General features: G+C 40.9%; 14 protein-coding genes. 7 read left to right on the forward strand and 7 right to left on the reverse strand.

The annotated features are described in order from the left end of the window. Nucleotides 1-255: 255 nt before the first annotated feature. The 3 genes from F909_RS19015 to F909_RS19005 form a co-directional block, all read right to left on the reverse strand. The gene (locus tag F909_RS19015; protein WP_005145013.1) at nucleotides 256-1,260 is read right to left on the reverse strand and encodes a formylglycine-generating enzyme family protein; all 1,005 of its coding nucleotides are present in this window, start codon (nucleotides 1,258-1,260) and stop codon (nucleotides 256-258) included. After that, a complete protein-coding gene (locus tag F909_RS19010; RefSeq protein WP_005145014.1) occupies nucleotides 1,257-2,939 on the reverse strand; it encodes an arylsulfatase in 1,683 nt (560 codons plus the stop codon). The genes F909_RS19015 and F909_RS19010 overlap by 4 nt, the downstream gene beginning before the upstream one ends. Before the next feature lie 134 nt (nucleotides 2,940-3,073). Next, nucleotides 3,074-3,691 carry a rhomboid family intramembrane serine protease gene (locus F909_RS19005; protein ID WP_005145015.1) on the reverse strand — a complete coding sequence of 206 codons (618 nt, stop codon included), beginning with the start codon at nucleotides 3,689-3,691 and terminating at the stop codon, nucleotides 3,074-3,076. A 153-nt stretch (nucleotides 3,692-3,844) separates the two neighbouring features. Between F909_RS19005 and nfuA the strand changes: the two genes are divergently transcribed. Continuing rightward, nucleotides 3,845-4,483 carry a Fe-S biogenesis protein NfuA gene (nfuA, locus tag F909_RS19000; protein WP_004652044.1) on the forward strand — a complete coding sequence of 213 codons (639 nt, stop codon included), beginning with the start codon at nucleotides 3,845-3,847 and terminating at the stop codon, nucleotides 4,481-4,483. 225 nt (nucleotides 4,484-4,708) lie between these two features. After that, on the forward strand, nucleotides 4,709-6,718 hold the full coding sequence (locus tag F909_RS18995; RefSeq protein ID WP_005145016.1) for a ligand-gated channel protein: 2,010 nt from the start codon (nucleotides 4,709-4,711) through the stop codon (nucleotides 6,716-6,718). 34 nt (nucleotides 6,719-6,752) lie between these two features. Here F909_RS18995 and F909_RS18990 read toward each other — a convergent pair whose 3' ends face one another. Continuing rightward, the gene (locus tag F909_RS18990) at nucleotides 6,753-7,760 is read right to left on the reverse strand and encodes a hypothetical protein (RefSeq protein ID WP_005145017.1); all 1,008 of its coding nucleotides are present in this window, start codon (nucleotides 7,758-7,760) and stop codon (nucleotides 6,753-6,755) included. A 25-nt stretch (nucleotides 7,761-7,785) separates the two neighbouring features. Next, nucleotides 7,786-8,802 carry an alpha/beta fold hydrolase gene (locus F909_RS18985; protein ID WP_005145018.1) on the reverse strand — a complete coding sequence of 339 codons (1,017 nt, stop codon included), beginning with the start codon at nucleotides 8,800-8,802 and terminating at the stop codon, nucleotides 7,786-7,788. A 233-nt stretch (nucleotides 8,803-9,035) separates the two neighbouring features. Between F909_RS18985 and F909_RS18980 the strand changes: the two genes are divergently transcribed. Beyond that, nucleotides 9,036-9,650, forward strand: a complete 615-nt coding sequence (locus tag F909_RS18980) for a carbonic anhydrase (RefSeq protein WP_005145019.1) — start codon at nucleotides 9,036-9,038, stop codon at nucleotides 9,648-9,650. A 100-nt stretch (nucleotides 9,651-9,750) separates the two neighbouring features. Continuing rightward, nucleotides 9,751-10,191: an AAC(6')-Ighjkrstuvwx family aminoglycoside N-acetyltransferase gene (aac(6')-I, locus tag F909_RS18975; RefSeq protein ID WP_005145021.1), complete on the forward strand. Its 441-nt coding sequence runs from the start codon at nucleotides 9,751-9,753 to the stop codon at nucleotides 10,189-10,191. Nucleotides 10,192-10,216: 25 nt separating this feature from the next. Here the strand turns inward: aac(6')-I and F909_RS18970 are convergent, their stop codons facing one another. Next, nucleotides 10,217-10,846, reverse strand: coding sequence for an arylesterase (locus F909_RS18970; RefSeq protein WP_032877464.1), 630 nt, complete (start codon nucleotides 10,844-10,846; stop codon nucleotides 10,217-10,219). A gap of 36 nt (nucleotides 10,847-10,882) precedes the next feature. On the opposite strand from F909_RS18970, the gene F909_RS18965 reads away from it, so the two are divergent. Both F909_RS18965 and F909_RS18960 read left to right on the forward strand, forming a co-directional pair. Further along, complete coding sequence (locus tag F909_RS18965; protein ID WP_005145029.1) at nucleotides 10,883-11,587, forward strand: ABC transporter ATP-binding protein; 705 nt, start codon at nucleotides 10,883-10,885, stop codon at nucleotides 11,585-11,587. Then, nucleotides 11,584-14,070: an ABC transporter permease gene (locus F909_RS18960; protein WP_005145034.1), complete on the forward strand. Its 2,487-nt coding sequence runs from the start codon at nucleotides 11,584-11,586 to the stop codon at nucleotides 14,068-14,070. The genes F909_RS18965 and F909_RS18960 overlap by 4 nt, the downstream gene beginning before the upstream one ends. On the opposite strand, the gene F909_RS18955 is transcribed toward F909_RS18960, so the two are convergent. Beyond that, a complete protein-coding gene (locus F909_RS18955; protein ID WP_005145036.1) occupies nucleotides 14,067-14,873 on the reverse strand; it encodes a rhomboid family intramembrane serine protease in 807 nt (268 codons plus the stop codon). The genes F909_RS18960 and F909_RS18955 overlap by 4 nt on opposite strands. Before the next feature lie 72 nt (nucleotides 14,874-14,945). Between F909_RS18955 and mtgA the strand changes: the two genes are divergently transcribed. Then, nucleotides 14,946-15,620, forward strand: coding sequence for a monofunctional biosynthetic peptidoglycan transglycosylase (gene mtgA, locus F909_RS18950; RefSeq protein WP_005145038.1), 675 nt, complete (start codon nucleotides 14,946-14,948; stop codon nucleotides 15,618-15,620). The last annotated feature ends 80 nt before the right edge of the window (nucleotides 15,621-15,700 follow it).

A 15,700-nucleotide genomic window follows, 5' to 3' on the forward strand; every position in this document is an offset into this window, starting at 1 on the left:
TAGTTTATATGGATTTTAACTAAATGAAATTATTAAATTAAAAAAATGTGACTTCTTATGCAATTATCAGATGAAATGAGTATTTAAAGTTCATTAAGCTTTGAAAGCAACATGCCTAAACTGATAGAAGGTTTAGGCATGTTGGGGTTTAGTTGCATCCCTTTTCTGCTTGTCTAGGAGGGCAGAAATCACCACGCCCGTCATGATGATTGTCAGGGGTAACAATGATGCAGAGGTTTTTAGCAGAGATTTGTATCATTCCGCTGTGCGAAAAACGGTTCTAAACCCGACATGCGTTGCCGCCAAATCAAATTCTTGCGGATAACGGCTACTATTGCGGTAACGAGCGCAAAAGTTTGATGCGCATAAAAAAGACCCGCCTTTAAGGACATACTGGGTTGCGGTAGTATTTTGTTGACGTAAATCAGCGTAATTGCCCATGTGCTGATCATGTGCACCATGATAAACGGAAGAAGTCCATTCCCAGACATTGCCAATCATATCGTATAACTTGAATGCATTGGCGGCATAACAGCCCACAGGCGCTATCCCTGCAAAATGATCTTCAGCGGTATTATTCTGTGGAAATTCACCTTGCCAATAATTGGCTTGCGGATGTAGATGTGCATCCTGTGGCGCTTGATGTAAGGGGGTATCTGTTTTGGAGCCTGCTTTGGCAGCATATTCCCATTCTTGTTCTGTGGGTAAATCACGACCTAACCAAACTGCATAATGTTCTGCATCATTCTTGGTGACGTAGCGAACTGGCTCAGAGGGAAGAGGGGCTTGACCTGCGCTACCGTTGGGATTTTTCCAGGTGTAATCTGCTTTCAGTTGCCACCATTGATTTGGGTTATTCACATCAGGAGAAAATACTGCAGCTTGTTTCTGTTTTTCTGCATCAGTGATATAACCCGTTGCTTTGACGAAACTGGAAAACTGGGCCACAGTGACTTCGGTTTGATCGATCCAAAACCCTTTCACCTGACGTTGTGATTTTCCAAAATTCAGCTCATCTGGATAGGCAAGATTTGATCCCAATTGAAATGAACCTTCAGGAATCCACACCATGCCTGCAGTTTTATTGTCTTGCCATGCGTCAGGTACGCCTGAATATTTTTTGCATTGCTGCAATGAACCCAACTGAGCTAGCGAGCTGCTTTGCGTACGAGTATGGCTTATATGATCAGGCTTAACTTTGCTACAGCCTGTCACAAGCGACAGGCTGCTGAGTGAAACTAAAAAGGTCATCCACTTCATTTAAGGAAATATTCCTTAACACCATTTTTCTGCGTATATTGATTATATATATTTACAAGTTCTTGCAGTTTTTCAGGATTGTTTTTAGCGAGATTTTCTGTTTCACCACGATCATTTTTGAGGTTATATAGTTCCCAAGTGCCAGTTCCTAGTTCTGGCGTACCTTGTAATGCAACTTTCCAATCTCCTTGGCGTGCATATTTACTGCCATGTAATTCATCAGCAAAACTAAAGTTGACTGGACGAATGGTTGCGGCTTTATTTTCGAGCACAGATTTCCATGAATAGCCGCTTGGCGTATTAATCTGACGGCCTTTATATTGACCTTGTGGCACTGCAATATTGGCGTAATCTAAAACCGTCGGGAAAACATCTAACACCGAAGCAAAGCCGTGATGGGTTGTTTGAGCTTTGGTTTGATGTGGGAGTTTTACGATTGCAGGTGCAGTGGTTGCACCTTCACCAGCAGTGTCTTTCCATAGGTGGAAAGGTGCAGCACTGACTTCTGCCCAACGTGGCCCGACATAGTGGTAGGAACTCGAGGTGCCGACATTATTGACACTATTATCAAAACCCGATTCGGCACCATAATTGCCACGAATAAAGCCTTCTGCGCCGTTATCTGAAACAAAGAAAATTAACGTATTGTCATATAAGTTATTACGTTTCAGATATTGAATGACACGACCGATATTGGCATCCAGATTTTCAACCATACCCGCGTAGATTTCCATTCTACGGGCTTCTAATGCTTTTTGTTCGCTTGAAAGCTCATTCCATTTACCATATTTTTCTGGGGCATTTTGTGTGGCGATTGGTTCAGCTGCTTTAAAATTTGCTGGAATTAATCCGAGTTGTTTTTGACGGGCTATGCGTGCATCGCGAATCACGTCGTAACCTACATCGTAAACACCACGATAACGATCACGATATTCAGCAGGTGCTTGTAAAGGCCAATGTGGTGCGGTGTAAGCAGCATAGGCAAAGAACGGTTTTCCAGAGTTTTTGCCTGACTCTAAATAGTCAATGAGTTTATCCGTGTAATAATCGGTCGAGAAAAAATTATCAGGTAAGGATGAAATCGGGACTTGTTTGCCATCTTCGGTGTATGTTGCATTCCGCTTATAGGCTGCTGGTGCTTGCTTGAAATGCAAGTCTAAGCCTTGTAACAAGGTAAAGGAGTGGTCAAAACCTTTGGCATGCGCATTGGTTGCATCGGTTAGACCCAAGTGCCATTTGCCACTGATATAGGTACGATAGCCATTGTCTTTAAGAACTTCGGCAATGGAAAGAGAGCGTTCATTTAAATAGCCCTCATAACCCGGTTGTTTTTGTAAGTGAGGCTTATTAAGTTCCGCCATTGCACCAATACCTGCTAAATGGTGGTCTGTGCCAGAAATTAATTGTGAGCGTGTTGGTGAACAGGTGGGTGCAGTATGATAATCCGTTAAAATGCGACCTGCTCGGGTCAATTCATCAATATTCGGGGTATGAATTTCCCCACCAAAAGTGCCTAAGTCTGAATAACCTAAATCATCGGCCATGATGAATAAAACATTGGGTTGTTTCTTGGTTTCAACTACGGTATTTGAATCATCAGAATCATTATTGCTGCACGCTGAAATTGAAAGGCTAAAAAGTGCAATAGAGAGTGTGCTCAGAAGGCTGTTATGAGACATTAGAATCAGCTGTATTTTATAAAAGAATTATGGCGAGTTTAGAGAGATGATTTTTATGGTAAAAATAATTAAAATTTGATTGTTAATCTTAAAAAAAGAAAAGCCCCAATACAGGGGCTTATTTCTAAGATAATTTAAAATGGGATTTTGGTGAGTTGATTCAAGAAATGTGGAACGACCCGTGGTTCTAAGATGATGGTCACCACGACACCATAGGCAGCACCCCAGAGATGCGCGCTGTGATTGATGTTGCTATTGCCGCGTTTGCCAGACCAGATGCTATAGGCCACATATAAAATGGCAAAAATAATTGCAGGAACAGGAATGAAGAACACAAAAATCAAGTTCCACGGTTGGAATAGGATATAGGCAAACAGTACTGCTGAAACTGCACCAGAAGCACCTAAGCTCGCCCATCGTGCATCATGACGATGTTTCAGATAGCTCGGTAAAATGGCAACAATCAGACCACCTAGATAAAATAAGACAAAGCCCATGTCATAGAAAAACTGACGATAGAAGCTTTCAATAATATTGCCGAAGAAAAACAGCGTGATCATATTGAACAATAGATGTGTGCCATCGGCATGAATGAAACCATGCGTGATAAAACGGTCATATTGCCCCCGTTGCATTGCAGGAGGCCAAAAGATCAAACGGTTCATTACAGCCTGATTGGAGAAGGCCAATAAGGAGATTGCAACAGTAATAATGATGAGAGTCACAGTGTGACCAAAGGGTAGATGTAACATATAGGTTTTAAATTGATCAGTGTCTAAGCAATAATGCCATTAAAAACTTAATAAACAATGTTCTTGCATAGAATTCCTACAAAAATGGTTGATTTTTTTTTTTTACCCTCCATCTTCGGTTAATATAACGACATCAGCTTGAGGATTATTGTTATGTCGACTGAGAACACCAACACTGCTGTCGCAGAAGAAATTCCAAACCTTTTAATTACTCCATCTGCACAAGAGTATTTAGGTGATTTATTAGCAAAGCAAAATACCCCAGGAATTGGCGTTCGTGTTTTTGTAGAGCATCCAGGTACTCCACGTGCTGAATGTTGTATGGCATATAGTGCGCCTGAAGAAGTGGTGCCAACAGACTATAAACAGGATTATCCTAATTTTCCTGCTTATGTTGATGCGCCATCAATTCCGTATTTGGTTGATGCTGTAATTGACTACAACAAAGATCGTTTTGGTGGTCAATTAACATTCCGTGCACCAAACTCTAAAGTGCCACGTGTCGGTCCAGATGCTTCAATTGAAGAGCGTATTACGTATGTATTGCAATCTGAAATTAATCCAGGTCTTGAAGGGCATGGCGGTAATTGTAGTTTGGTAGAAGTGAATAATGATCCAGAACACGGTCTTACTGCTGTATTGAAATTCGGTGGTGGTTGCCAAGGTTGTTCTGCGATTGATGTCACCTTAAAACAGGGTGTGGAAACGACGTTGAGACAGCACGTACCTGAACTACAGCGTGTGGTGGATCAAACCGATCATACGCAAGCAGAAGGCGCTTATTTCAAATAATTGATGGAAATTTACTGTATTTTTAAAAGCCCTTTCGAGGGCTTTTTTTATTGGTTGGTCAAAAAATAAGGCATTTTTCTTTATTTCATAACAAGATGTATGCAAAATAAAGTGAATATATAAATAATAATAATTATCATTTTTATTGAGTTTTATTTGTTTTTTGTTAGAATTCTCGTGAATTTTTAAGCAAATCTTAAGATTTTTTCTGAATCAGGTGGGAATATGTCTAATACAATAGTACGTCAATCACTACTCACAATTTCTGTGTTGAGCGGTATGATGGCCGTTGCACATGCAGCAGAAACTCAAGCCAATAAAGATGCAGTGCAATTAGACAAGATTGTTGTGACTGCAAGTGGCTTTGAACAAGATATTAAAAAAGCGGCAGCCTCGATTTCGGTACTGACACAAGAACAAATCAATAAAAAAGCATATCGTGATGTAACCGATGCTTTAAAAGATGTACCTGGCGTGGTCGTAACAGGGGGCGGTAGTTCAAGTGATATTAGTATCCGCGGTATGGGCAGTGCTTATACCGTGATTATGGTTGATGGAAAAAAAGTAAATACCCGCTCTGTACGTCCAAATAGCGATAACTCAGGTATTGAGCAAGGTTGGTTACCCAATATTGGTGCGATTGAACGTATTGAAGTGATTCGTGGCCCAATGTCTGGCTTGTACGGTTCAGATGCGATGGGTGGTGTGATTAACATCATTACCAAGAAAAATGTAAAGGAGTGGACTGGATCAATTAAACTTGATACCACCTTACAAGAGAATAATGATTCAGGTAATCAATACCAAACCAATGCTTATATTGCAGGGCCTTTAATTGCCAACCTTTTATCGTTTAAAGCCAATGGCCTATATTCTCAACGTGATGAAGATGAAATTTATGGGGGCTATAGCAAGCAAAAAATTCGTGCGGGTGGGGCTGCATTTAGTTTGACGCCAAATGATGATCACACCATCGATTTAGAATATCAACGTTCAATTCAAAATCGAGATGCAACGGTTGGAAAGAGCATTTCCCCAGTACAAACTGGACGAAACAAACCTGCTAATTCGCTTACTGATTATTATCGTACTGAATATAGCTTAACCCATCGTGGCAAGATTGGTGCTGTAGAGTCGCACTCATATATTCAACGTGAAGAAAATGAAAATCCATCACGTAATATGGAAGCAACGAACACGACCTTTAATACCATTAATAAAATTAATTTTGATCGTCATAGCTTGAGCTTTGGTGGTATGTATTTAAAAGAAGAACTAGATGACAAAGGCAACCAGTTAAGTGTGGGTGGGGCGAAACCAGTTTCAAACCTTGATCGTTACAGTTGGGCATTATTTGCCGAAAATGCTTGGAACATTGTGGACGATTTCACTTTAACTACATCACTCCGTTTAGATAAAGATGAAAAGTTTGGCGATCACTGGAGCCCGAAAGTTTATGGTGTTTGGGGTTTAAATGACAATTGGGTGATTAAAGGTGGTGTGTCAACAGGTTATAAAACACCAGCTCTTCGTGCCACTGTAGCCGAATGGGGCCAAGCAACGGGTGGTGGGCAGAGTAAAGGCGTGATTGTCGGGAATCCAGATTTAAAACCTGAGAAAAGTGTCAACTATGAGGTTTCTTTCAACTGGGATAATTTGGATAACTTGACTGCTGGATTAACGCTGTTTAATAGTGAGTTTAAAGATAAGATCACTGAAGTAAGAACTTGCCAAGGAGCATCTGGTACATTGGCGTGTGATTGGTTGGGTGAGAAGTTCGACTTTGTCAGCTTACGTGAAAACGTCGATAAGGCGAGTATGCGCGGCGCAGAAGCAACCTTTGGTTGGAAAGTTTTACCGAATGTGAATTTGAGTGCGAACTATACCTTTACCGATACTGAACAGAAGAGTGGTATCAATAAAGGCAAGCCTTTAAATGAAATGCCTAAGCATATGTTCAATACAACGGCAGATTGGGAAATCAATGACCAGTTCTCAAGCTGGGGACGTGTCAACTATCGTAGTAAAACCTCAGATTACTTGAGCCGTACTGCAATGGCGAAAGGTAAACCTGCGTATACCATGGTGGATGTCGGTGTAAACTTTAAGCCAACACAAAATATCGCAGTTGCAGCAGGGATCTATAACTTATTTGATAAAAAGATTGATACAGCAACCTACAATTATGTATTAGATGGTCGCCGTTACAATCTTGGCTTGACTTATAGCTTCTAAATGACAATAAAGAAAGGATAGGGCAGCAAATGCCTTATCCTTCTGATTTTATGATTTGAAGGACTTGATCAGAATAATAAAACTTTTCTAAATACGTGCGTGCGCGTTGTCTTAAATAACCTGTTTGGATGACTTGCTGTAAAACTGGTGAGAGCAGGTAGGTCAACTGATTTTGAATCAATTCTTCATCGATATTCAGATCACGCAATAACAGGTCAAAAGTGCATTCCTGATTACGTGCATACCATGCATATACGCCATCGTGCACTTGCTGTTTGAGATAAGGCGTTTGACGAATATGATCCCAAATCTCATGTCCCATGCCCACTGTTTTAGGCAAATCTTGTACTTCGATATAATGACGCAATACCGATAAAGGCATGACTTTAATTTTATGCCAAAGGTTGGCTTGGAAATGGTAGAGCTTATCGTCATTAAAATGTTGATTTAAGACTTTTTCACTCATCTGGCTAATTTTTAAAATATTCTTTTGCAGGTAATGTCCAATCGTGTCATTCAGGTTGGAATCAGTCACTGATTCTAAAACCGATTTACCCATTTTCATAAAATGCCCAACACCAGGAACCCGTTTAGACACCATGGAGTTATCTAAATAGTCTTGAATGGAATGCTGAATCAGTTGCGTAATCAGTGCTGAGAAAGCAGGATTATTGACAATGGTTTTGATCAAACGTTGGCGATGACCACTTTTACTCGCCACATACTGTGCGATTGAGTCGATGGTAAGCACAGGAATGACATCTTCAATGCTAGTTTGATCGTTGGCAGGATGGATCAAGGCAAAGCGGATATGTTCAGCAATCTGTTCAACTAAAAATGAGCTGGCAGGTGTAGCTAAAATTTGTTTTTCGATCAGATCAAAAATTTGTTGAAATGACCAAATATGCTGTAGCTGTTGTAAACGCAACCAATGATAGAACTGTTTAAACTCAAGTTGAATGGTTTCTGCTTGAGCAAACTCTGCATCAAGGAAATCAAGTTGTGCATCAATCAGTTGTTCTATCATTGGATGTTTAGACATAAAATCTCAAATTATTGCTTCAAAGTTATGGTGATGGCGCAGTTGCAGGTTTTTGTGCCTGAATCTTGCTTAAAAACGGTAAGTATTGCTGAACCACCAATTGATCTGCTTCTAAGATTGGCATATGTCCAACATTATCCAAGATCACTGGTGTTTGCGCATTTTTCATCAGTGATTTTAACTCAGGTGCAACCTCGACATTGATAATTTTATCTTGCTTGCCCCATAAAATGAGTGTTGGTGCATCAATTGATCGCGCAAGTAAGGCAAATGAATCGGGTGTATATAACTTATTGAGTGCAATGATTTGATCGACCATTTTCTGGGTTTGCTCAATCTGGCCAATCATCATTTTCTCTTGCGCTTGGGCAATTTCCTTAGGAATGAAAGGTGGAGTATACATAGCTTGTTGCATTAAGAAGTTGAAGTCACCTTTCTTGCTCACAATCATGTTTTTCAACTGATTTGGATCTTTTAAGTAAGGGGTGGTGGCAGACTTATAAACACCAGCTGCATCAATCAAGAACAAACTTTTGGTTTCAAACGGATATTGACCTGCATAAAGCATCGCAATTGAGCCACCCAATGAATGACCTGCGACATGTGCGGGTCCAGTGAGGTTCGCTGCTTCGACAAAACGACGCAATTTTTCTGTCACGTTTGGAACCGAATAGTCAAAGTCTTTCGGAACCTGTGTTTCACCGCTTGCTGGCAAATCTGGAATCACCACATGATAATTTGCTGTGAGCGCGCGTGCGACACGGTTCCAGTTGTCGCGACTTCCAGCTAAACCATGTATCAAAATCACAATCGGTTTTCCTGCTTGCCCACCTTCACTATATGACCATGTGATATCGCCCACTTTTAGAGTCTTGGTTTGTAGGCCAGCCCATGCACGTTCTTGTTGTAGAACATTTTGAAAACTCATCTCAATTTCTGCTGCTTGTGTTGTGCTGATAGCAACTGTTGTGAAACTACAAGCAAGCAAAGCGGCGGTTAAGGTCTTGCGAAAGGGAAAGGAAAATCGATTTGTCATGTTCATTGTTCTGTCCTTGATTTATTTTTAAACATATTGATTATTAGGGAAGACGCTACAGGAGTCATTTGCATAATTTACAGATGTATGGAAATTCTTGCCAATGAAATCATCAATTTTCTACGATTTTCGCAATCAAAAGATTGCAAGTTTGATTGAGAGATTCTGTTTTTGTCAGTGACTTTCAAACAGGCGCACATTAAACTGTTTGGCTAGCTCAATCACAAATGGATACACGCATGCTCACCGCACAAGAAGCATTAGAACGTTTAAAAGCTGGTAATGCCCGTTTTGTAAAAGGAGAAGCAGTTCAACAAAAGTTGTTATCTCACCAAGAACGTGCCGAGATGGCAAGTGATCAAAATCCTTTTGCAATTGTTTTAGGCTGTTCTGATTCACGTGTACCCGCAGAAATGGTGTTTGACCAAGGTTTGGGTGACTTGTTCGTGATTCGTGTTGCAGGAAATATTGTTGCACCTTCACAGGTTGGAAGTGTTGAATTCGCTGCAGAACGTTATGATTGTGCAGTTGTGGTGGTACTTGGTCATAGTCATTGTGGTGCGATTCAGGCCACGATTGATACCTTGATGCATCCTGATCATCCTCCTTCATCGAATTTAATGTCGATTGTGAACCGTGTTCGCCCTTCGGTTGAAATTTTGATGCAAACTGAATTGAAAAATGATTTGAAAAAGCTTTCGGCGCATGCAGTTCGTTCAAATGTATTTGCTTCAGTGAATCAACTTCGTCACGGTTCTGCCGTGTTAGAAAGCCTGATTGAAAAAGGTAAAATGATTGTCGTTGGTGCAGAATATTCGCTTGAAACGGGTGAGGTAACTTTTTTTGATTTTTAAAGCAGATGGCGAGTTGAGAAACTCGCCATTCTTTTATCATTAATGCTTTATATCCATCGTTGATAAAATTTGGATGTTTCAATCAAAGAGCAGCTCCACTATGAATATTATGCCGATATCTGAATCACAATTATCAGATTGGCTACAGCTAAGAAGCTTGCTTTGGCCTGATCATGAAGATGCGCATTTAGTGGAAATGCGTCAGTTACTTACACGAACAGATACTTTGCAGTTATTGGCATATTCAGAAATGCAACAGCCGATTGCAATGTTAGAAGCATCAATTCGACATGAATATGTGAACGGTACGCAAACTTCACCTGTGGCATTTCTGGAAGGGATTTATGTCCTGCCTGAACATCGACGTTCAGGTATTGCCACTCAATTGATTCAACAAGTAGAACAATGGGCAAAACAATATGCATGTACTGAATTTGCTTCAGATGCAGCAATTGATAATACCATCAGTCATGCAATGCATCAGGCCTTAGGTTTTCATGAAACTGAACGCGTGGTTTATTTCAAGAAAAATATCAGTTAGAGCATGTTCGCTATTAAATGAGCGTTTATAAAGCACCTTTAATGTAGGGATAAGCCACATTGAGCATGATTGGTTGTGCTTTGGCATTGGGGTGGATTTGATCATTTTGGATTAAATTTTTCTGTCCAGCCACGCCTTCAAGGAAGAAAGGCAATAATTTCACTTTATATTGCTGACTTACAATTTTGTAATTATTTTCAAAAGCCGCACTATAGGCTGTCCCATAATTCGGTGGTATTTTCATACCAAACAGTAAAACATTGGCTTTCTGTTTTTGGCTAAGTTGTACCAATTGAGCAAGGTTCTTTTGAATCATTTGTGGCGGTTGACCACGTAATCCATCATTGCCACCAAGTTCAATCACGACCACCTCAGGCTTATAGGTTTGCAATAATTTTGGCAGTCTTGCCAGTGCACCACTGGTGGTTTCACCACTGACACTTGCATTGACCACTTTATGCTGTTTCGGATACTGTTGGTCTAAACGCTGTTGTAATAAATGAACCCAACCTTGCTTTACATCTATGCCATAACCAGCACTCAGGCTATCACCCAAAATCAAAATAGTCTTTGCTGAAACCCATGTCGGGATCAAACACATGCTGATGATCCCAACTGCTTTTGATACTGACCAGATAACTTTAGATTTTTGCATCGTATTTCAAATTTGTCCTAAAGGATACGTGACATCATGCCACAACCGATTATCTCTGCCCAAAAAGTTACACAACATATTCAAATTAATCAGCAAAGTCTTACGATTTTAAAAGATATTGATTTAGACATTTATCAAGGTGAACAAATCGCGATTACGGGACGTTCAGGCTCGGGAAAATCAACTTTGTTAGGTATTCTCGCGACACTGGATCGACCGAGTTTGGGGGAGTTATGGGTCTGTGGTGAGGCAGTACATAGCTTAACCGAAGAACAACGGGCTCGTGTTCGGCTAGAAAATATTGGTTTTGTATTTCAGTCTTTTCAGCTATTACCGCAGTTGAGTGCTTTGGAAAATGTGATGTTGCCATTACGTTTGCAGCCTGATTTTAATTTTAAGCAAGCTGAGCAAAAAGCATTGGGGTGGCTGGAGCGAGTAGGATTAATTCGACAGGCATCGCAAACACCGAAGGTCCTTTCTGGTGGAGAGCAACAACGCGTCGCGATTGCACGAGCCTTGATTGCTGAACCCAAAATTATTTTTGCCGATGAACCTACAGGGAATCTCGATGGGCAAACTGCGGAAGAGGTTGAGCAACTTTTATTTGATTTAAATCAAGAACTCGGTACAACTTTAGTGCTAGTAACGCATGATCAGAGCTTGGCTGCCTTATGCCAACGTCATGTCAAACTTGCCGATGGTCAAATTCAGGAAATCGTCAAGTTGCAGGAGGGGGTATGAGTTCAGTCCTTAAACCCTTACTTTTACAAAGTTTTCGTACTGGGGGCTTATATCTGCTGATTATTGCATTGTCTTTGGCAATCAGTGCAACTACGGCGCTCAAGTTTAGTAATACCCAAGTCCAAAATGCGGTGGCATTGCAAGCCGCTGAGATGTTAGGGGCTGACTTGGTGCTATCGGATAAAGATCCGATTCAAGCCAATTGGCGGCAACAGGCAGAACAGTTGAAGTTGAAACAAGCACCTGTCACCGTATTTAGCTCAATGGCGCATACACAAGATCAGTTCGTGATGGTCAATGTCAAAGCTGTAGATGCAAATTTTCCGTTACGTGGTCAGTTAGAGATTGAGCCTAAAGTACAAGCGATACAGCCTGGACAGGTTTGGCTAAGTCAGCGGGCGATGGATTTATTACAGGCAAAAATGGGAGAGCCACTTGCGATTGCTGATGGCCAATTTAAAGTCACAGGCATTATCGAGCGTGATTCTAACCAAGAGACTGGATTCTCAGGTTTCTCTCCCACAGTGATGATTCACCAAGCTGACATTGCGAAAACCAATGCAGTCCAGGTGGGCAGTCGAATTGAATATCGACTGTTAATCGCGGGTGAGCCAGATGCAATCAAACGCTATAAACAGATTTTTAAGCAATCGCAGCATCCTGAACAGGATGTTGAACAGCAGACAGATCAACAGTTGGAGGAGAATGAACAGAGTTCGCTCAAACTCAGAGATGCCAGTCAATCCAATACTCGTTTAATGAAGCCGATTGAAAATCTGGATACTTTCTTACAGCTTGCCAATTTATTAACCATATTGCTGTGTGGTATTGCGATTGCTTTAACCAGTCAGCGTTATGTGCAGCAGAATCAAGATCATATTGCATTGATGCGTTGTTTAGGGGCGAGTAAGCGACAAATTTTATGGGCTTATATTGTCTTGCTTGGCATCGTTAGTGTCTTGTCGATTGTATTGGGCAGTTTGATTGGGATTGTTTTGGGCTATGGCTTATTGCAGTTGATGCTGCAACTGATTCCACAACTGCAATTGAGCTTCGCAGTCGCAGATCTGCTTTATGCCTTGCCAATTGCGATTTTTACCAGTGTGATGGTGTTGATTGGCTTTATTTTGCCAAGCATTTGGGAATTATTAAATACACCGCCGATTCGAGTGATCCGCCAACAAGAACGTTCGCGTAAGTCATATTTCGCTATGTTTGCGATTGGTATCGCCAGTTTGATTATGTTTAGTTTGGTGTTGAGTGATAACTTGCAGCTCAGCCTGTTAGTGCTTACTGCAATTTTGTTGCTTTGCGCCATTCTTTATGCGGTGATTTGGTTGTTACTGAAAGCCATTAAACAGCTTAAGCATCCTATTTCTGCCTATGTCCGGATTCCTCATCAGACCGCCTTACAGATTACTGCTTTGGCTTTGGGGTTAAGCTTGATCACGGTATTGAGTGTATTAAGAACAGACCTACTGCAACGTTGGCAACAGCAATTACCTGTGGGTACACCCAATCAATTTGTTTACGGTTTACCACCGTTTGATATGCCACAGTTTAAACAACAAATTGAACAAAATGGTTGGCAAGCGACACCGTTATATCCAAATATTCGCGGGCGATTGGTCGCTAAAAATGGTCATGCCTTTGCGCCAGAGTTAGTCAAACAAAACAATTCATTGCGCCGTGAATTGAATTTGACCCAAGCAGATTTCTATCCCAAAGACAATGTGATTACCCAAGGTGTCGCTCATTTTACCAAAGCAGGGCAAGTATCAGTTGAGCAAAAAACAGCAGATGAGCTTGGCATCCAAATTGGCGATCAACTCAGTTTTAGCTTACCTGAAGGGACATTAGAGGCAACGGTGGTGAACTTACGTACTGTCGAATGGGAAAGCTTTAGTCCGAATTTCTTCTTTATCTTCTCACCTAAAACTATGGATGAAAACGCTGGTAGTTATTTAGGTAGCTTTTATTTACCACCTGCCGATCAACCTAAAATGGTGCAACTGATTCAGCAATTCTCCAATACAGTATTTATCGATGTTGGACGTATTCTTGAGGAAGTGAAACGCTTGATGAATGTGCTGGTACAGATTGTCACGGTACTGGCCGCATTGGTTGGCTTCTCTGGTGTATTGGTACTGATTGCATGTTTAAATGTGCTGATGGATGAGCGTCGTAAAGAAGTTGCGTTATTACGTTCATTTGGTGTTGCTAAGAATAAACTCAAACGTATGCTCAGTCTTGAGATTGGTTTCATTGGAATGTTAGCGGGTATTGTTGCTTGTTTATTTGCTGAAGTCATTAGTGCGATTGCAAGTCACAGGATGCAAATGGCAGTGCAATGGCACCCTGAGATTTGGTTGATTTTACCGCTCGGCATGATGATTATTTGTACTTTGATCGGTCGTTATCGCCTCAGTTATTTATGCGATATTCCACCGCTACAAAGTTTAAGAGAAATGAATCAGTCTTAAAATGTTGACTGATTCTGGCGCAGGATTTCATGCCATAACGGATTGAGTCCTGTGCTTAACGTGGTGCAATACCAATAAAATGCAGCAAGTAATAGCGTACCCAAAATTAAAGCAAGGATTTGAAAGAACGCTTTATTTTGCATTTTTTGGCTGAAATACCATGTTGCTGCAAGTAGAGCACCCATGATCATGCCACCGATATGTGCAGCATTATTAATACCTGAAACCGTAAAACCAAATACAAGGTTAATCCCCATAATCATCAACAAGGATTTTTTATCCAGCCAAAAACGTTGCTGTGGTAATGCAGGAAAAAGAGAAATGACTGTCAGTGCAGCACCAAGTCCCATGACCGCGCCTGATGCGCCTGCGCTGATACGTGGCAGTAAGTTGGGATCGAAATGTTGCAACAGTTCATAGCCATCACGAATGCTTAAATAACTTGAAAGTACACTTCCCATCAAACCTGCAAGAAAATACAGACCGATATAGTAGCTTCGTCCAAATAGTTGCTCGGCAACACTGCCAAAGATATACAGTGCCCACATATTCAGCATTAAATGGATCATGCCAAAATGGAAAAACATACTACTGAACAATCGTTCTGGTTCACCAGTGAAGGTGAGTGGGGTAAAATCTGCACCCCAAGCAATTGCATCTACTGGGGCAGGGTCGGTAATATTCACACCTGAAAGAATTTGCCAGCCAAATAATCCGACATTGACTGCAATCAGTAGCGCAGTAAACCACCAGGTTTGTATTTGCAATTTTTGATTGATTTGTGGTGGAGTCGTTTCAGTCATGTGTTTACGCTAGTTATTGATATAAAAAATAGCTTAGCATGAATTTGTTGCACGATGGAGTGATGCACTTTAATGAAAGCCTTTTTAGCACGCGCAGTAATGTTGATTATCGGCGTCATTCTACTGATCCAACTTTGGATCTTTAGTAGTTTGGTCTGGTGGCGGACACATCCTGTTGAAACCACGATGTTTATGCGTTGGGATTATTTAACGGACTTTAAGCCGATTAAACAGGAATGGCGTGACTATGACAATATTAGTGATAATTTCAAACGCGCCATTTTAGCGGGTGAAGATGCAAAATTTATTCACCACCATGGTTTTGATTGGGCTGGGATTCAATTTGCGTTGGAGCGAAATAGTGAAAAAGGTGAGCTCGTTGCTGGCGGTTCAACGGTTTCGCAACAACTGGCAAAAAACCTATTTTTATATAATAAACGTTCATTCATTCGTAAGGGTCAAGAAGCGGTTGCAACTTGGATGATGGAGCGGATGTGGTCGAAACGCCGTATTTTAGAAGTGTATATGAACTCGGTGGAGTTTGGTCAAAACATTTATGGCGTTGAAGCAGCAGCTCAATTTTATTATGGCAAAAGTTCGAAAAGTCTGACTCGGGAGCAGGCTGCATTTTTGGCTGCATTATTGCCAAATCCTAAATATTATCAAGACAATCGCAATGACCCTAAGCTGCAATACCGTAAACGAGTCATCTTGAAATATATGAATGCGATACAAATTCCACAATAATCCAAAAAAATTTAAAAAAGCCTAATATTTTTGGGCTTTTTTACCAAATTGACATAATTTTGCAGCATACTTAAATCATC

Source organism: Acinetobacter sp. ANC 3929 (genome assembly GCF_000369405.1).
Classification (GTDB): Bacteria; Pseudomonadota; Gammaproteobacteria; order Pseudomonadales; family Moraxellaceae; genus Acinetobacter.

Excerpts from the sequence above, each read along its gene's own strand:
- F909_RS18995 (WP_005145016.1), top strand. The coding sequence starts at position 4,709 with ATGTCTAATACAATAGTACGTCAATCACTACTCACAATTTCTGTGTTG.
- F909_RS18965 (WP_005145029.1), top strand. The coding sequence starts at position 10,883 with ATGCCACAACCGATTATCTCTGCCCAAAAAGTTACACAACATATTCAA.
- nfuA (WP_004652044.1), top strand. The coding sequence starts at position 3,845 with ATGTCGACTGAGAACACCAACACTGCTGTCGCAGAAGAAATTCCAAAC.
- F909_RS18955 (WP_005145036.1), bottom strand. The coding sequence starts at position 14,873 with ATGACTGAAACGACTCCACCACAAATCAATCAAAAATTGCAAATACAA.
- F909_RS19015 (WP_005145013.1), bottom strand. The coding sequence starts at position 1,260 with ATGAAGTGGATGACCTTTTTAGTTTCACTCAGCAGCCTGTCGCTTGTG.
- F909_RS18990 (WP_005145017.1), bottom strand. The coding sequence starts at position 7,760 with ATGTCTAAACATCCAATGATAGAACAACTGATTGATGCACAACTTGAT.
- F909_RS18960 (WP_005145034.1), top strand. The coding sequence starts at position 11,584 with ATGAGTTCAGTCCTTAAACCCTTACTTTTACAAAGTTTTCGTACTGGG.
- F909_RS19010 (WP_005145014.1), bottom strand. The coding sequence starts at position 2,939 with ATGTCTCATAACAGCCTTCTGAGCACACTCTCTATTGCACTTTTTAGC.
- F909_RS18970 (WP_032877464.1), bottom strand. The coding sequence starts at position 10,846 with ATGCAAAAATCTAAAGTTATCTGGTCAGTATCAAAAGCAGTTGGGATC.
- F909_RS18985 (WP_005145018.1), bottom strand. The coding sequence starts at position 8,802 with ATGAACATGACAAATCGATTTTCCTTTCCCTTTCGCAAGACCTTAACC.
- F909_RS18980 (WP_005145019.1), top strand. The coding sequence starts at position 9,036 with ATGCTCACCGCACAAGAAGCATTAGAACGTTTAAAAGCTGGTAATGCC.
- mtgA (WP_005145038.1), top strand. The coding sequence starts at position 14,946 with ATGAAAGCCTTTTTAGCACGCGCAGTAATGTTGATTATCGGCGTCATT.
- F909_RS19005 (WP_005145015.1), bottom strand. The coding sequence starts at position 3,691 with ATGTTACATCTACCCTTTGGTCACACTGTGACTCTCATCATTATTACT.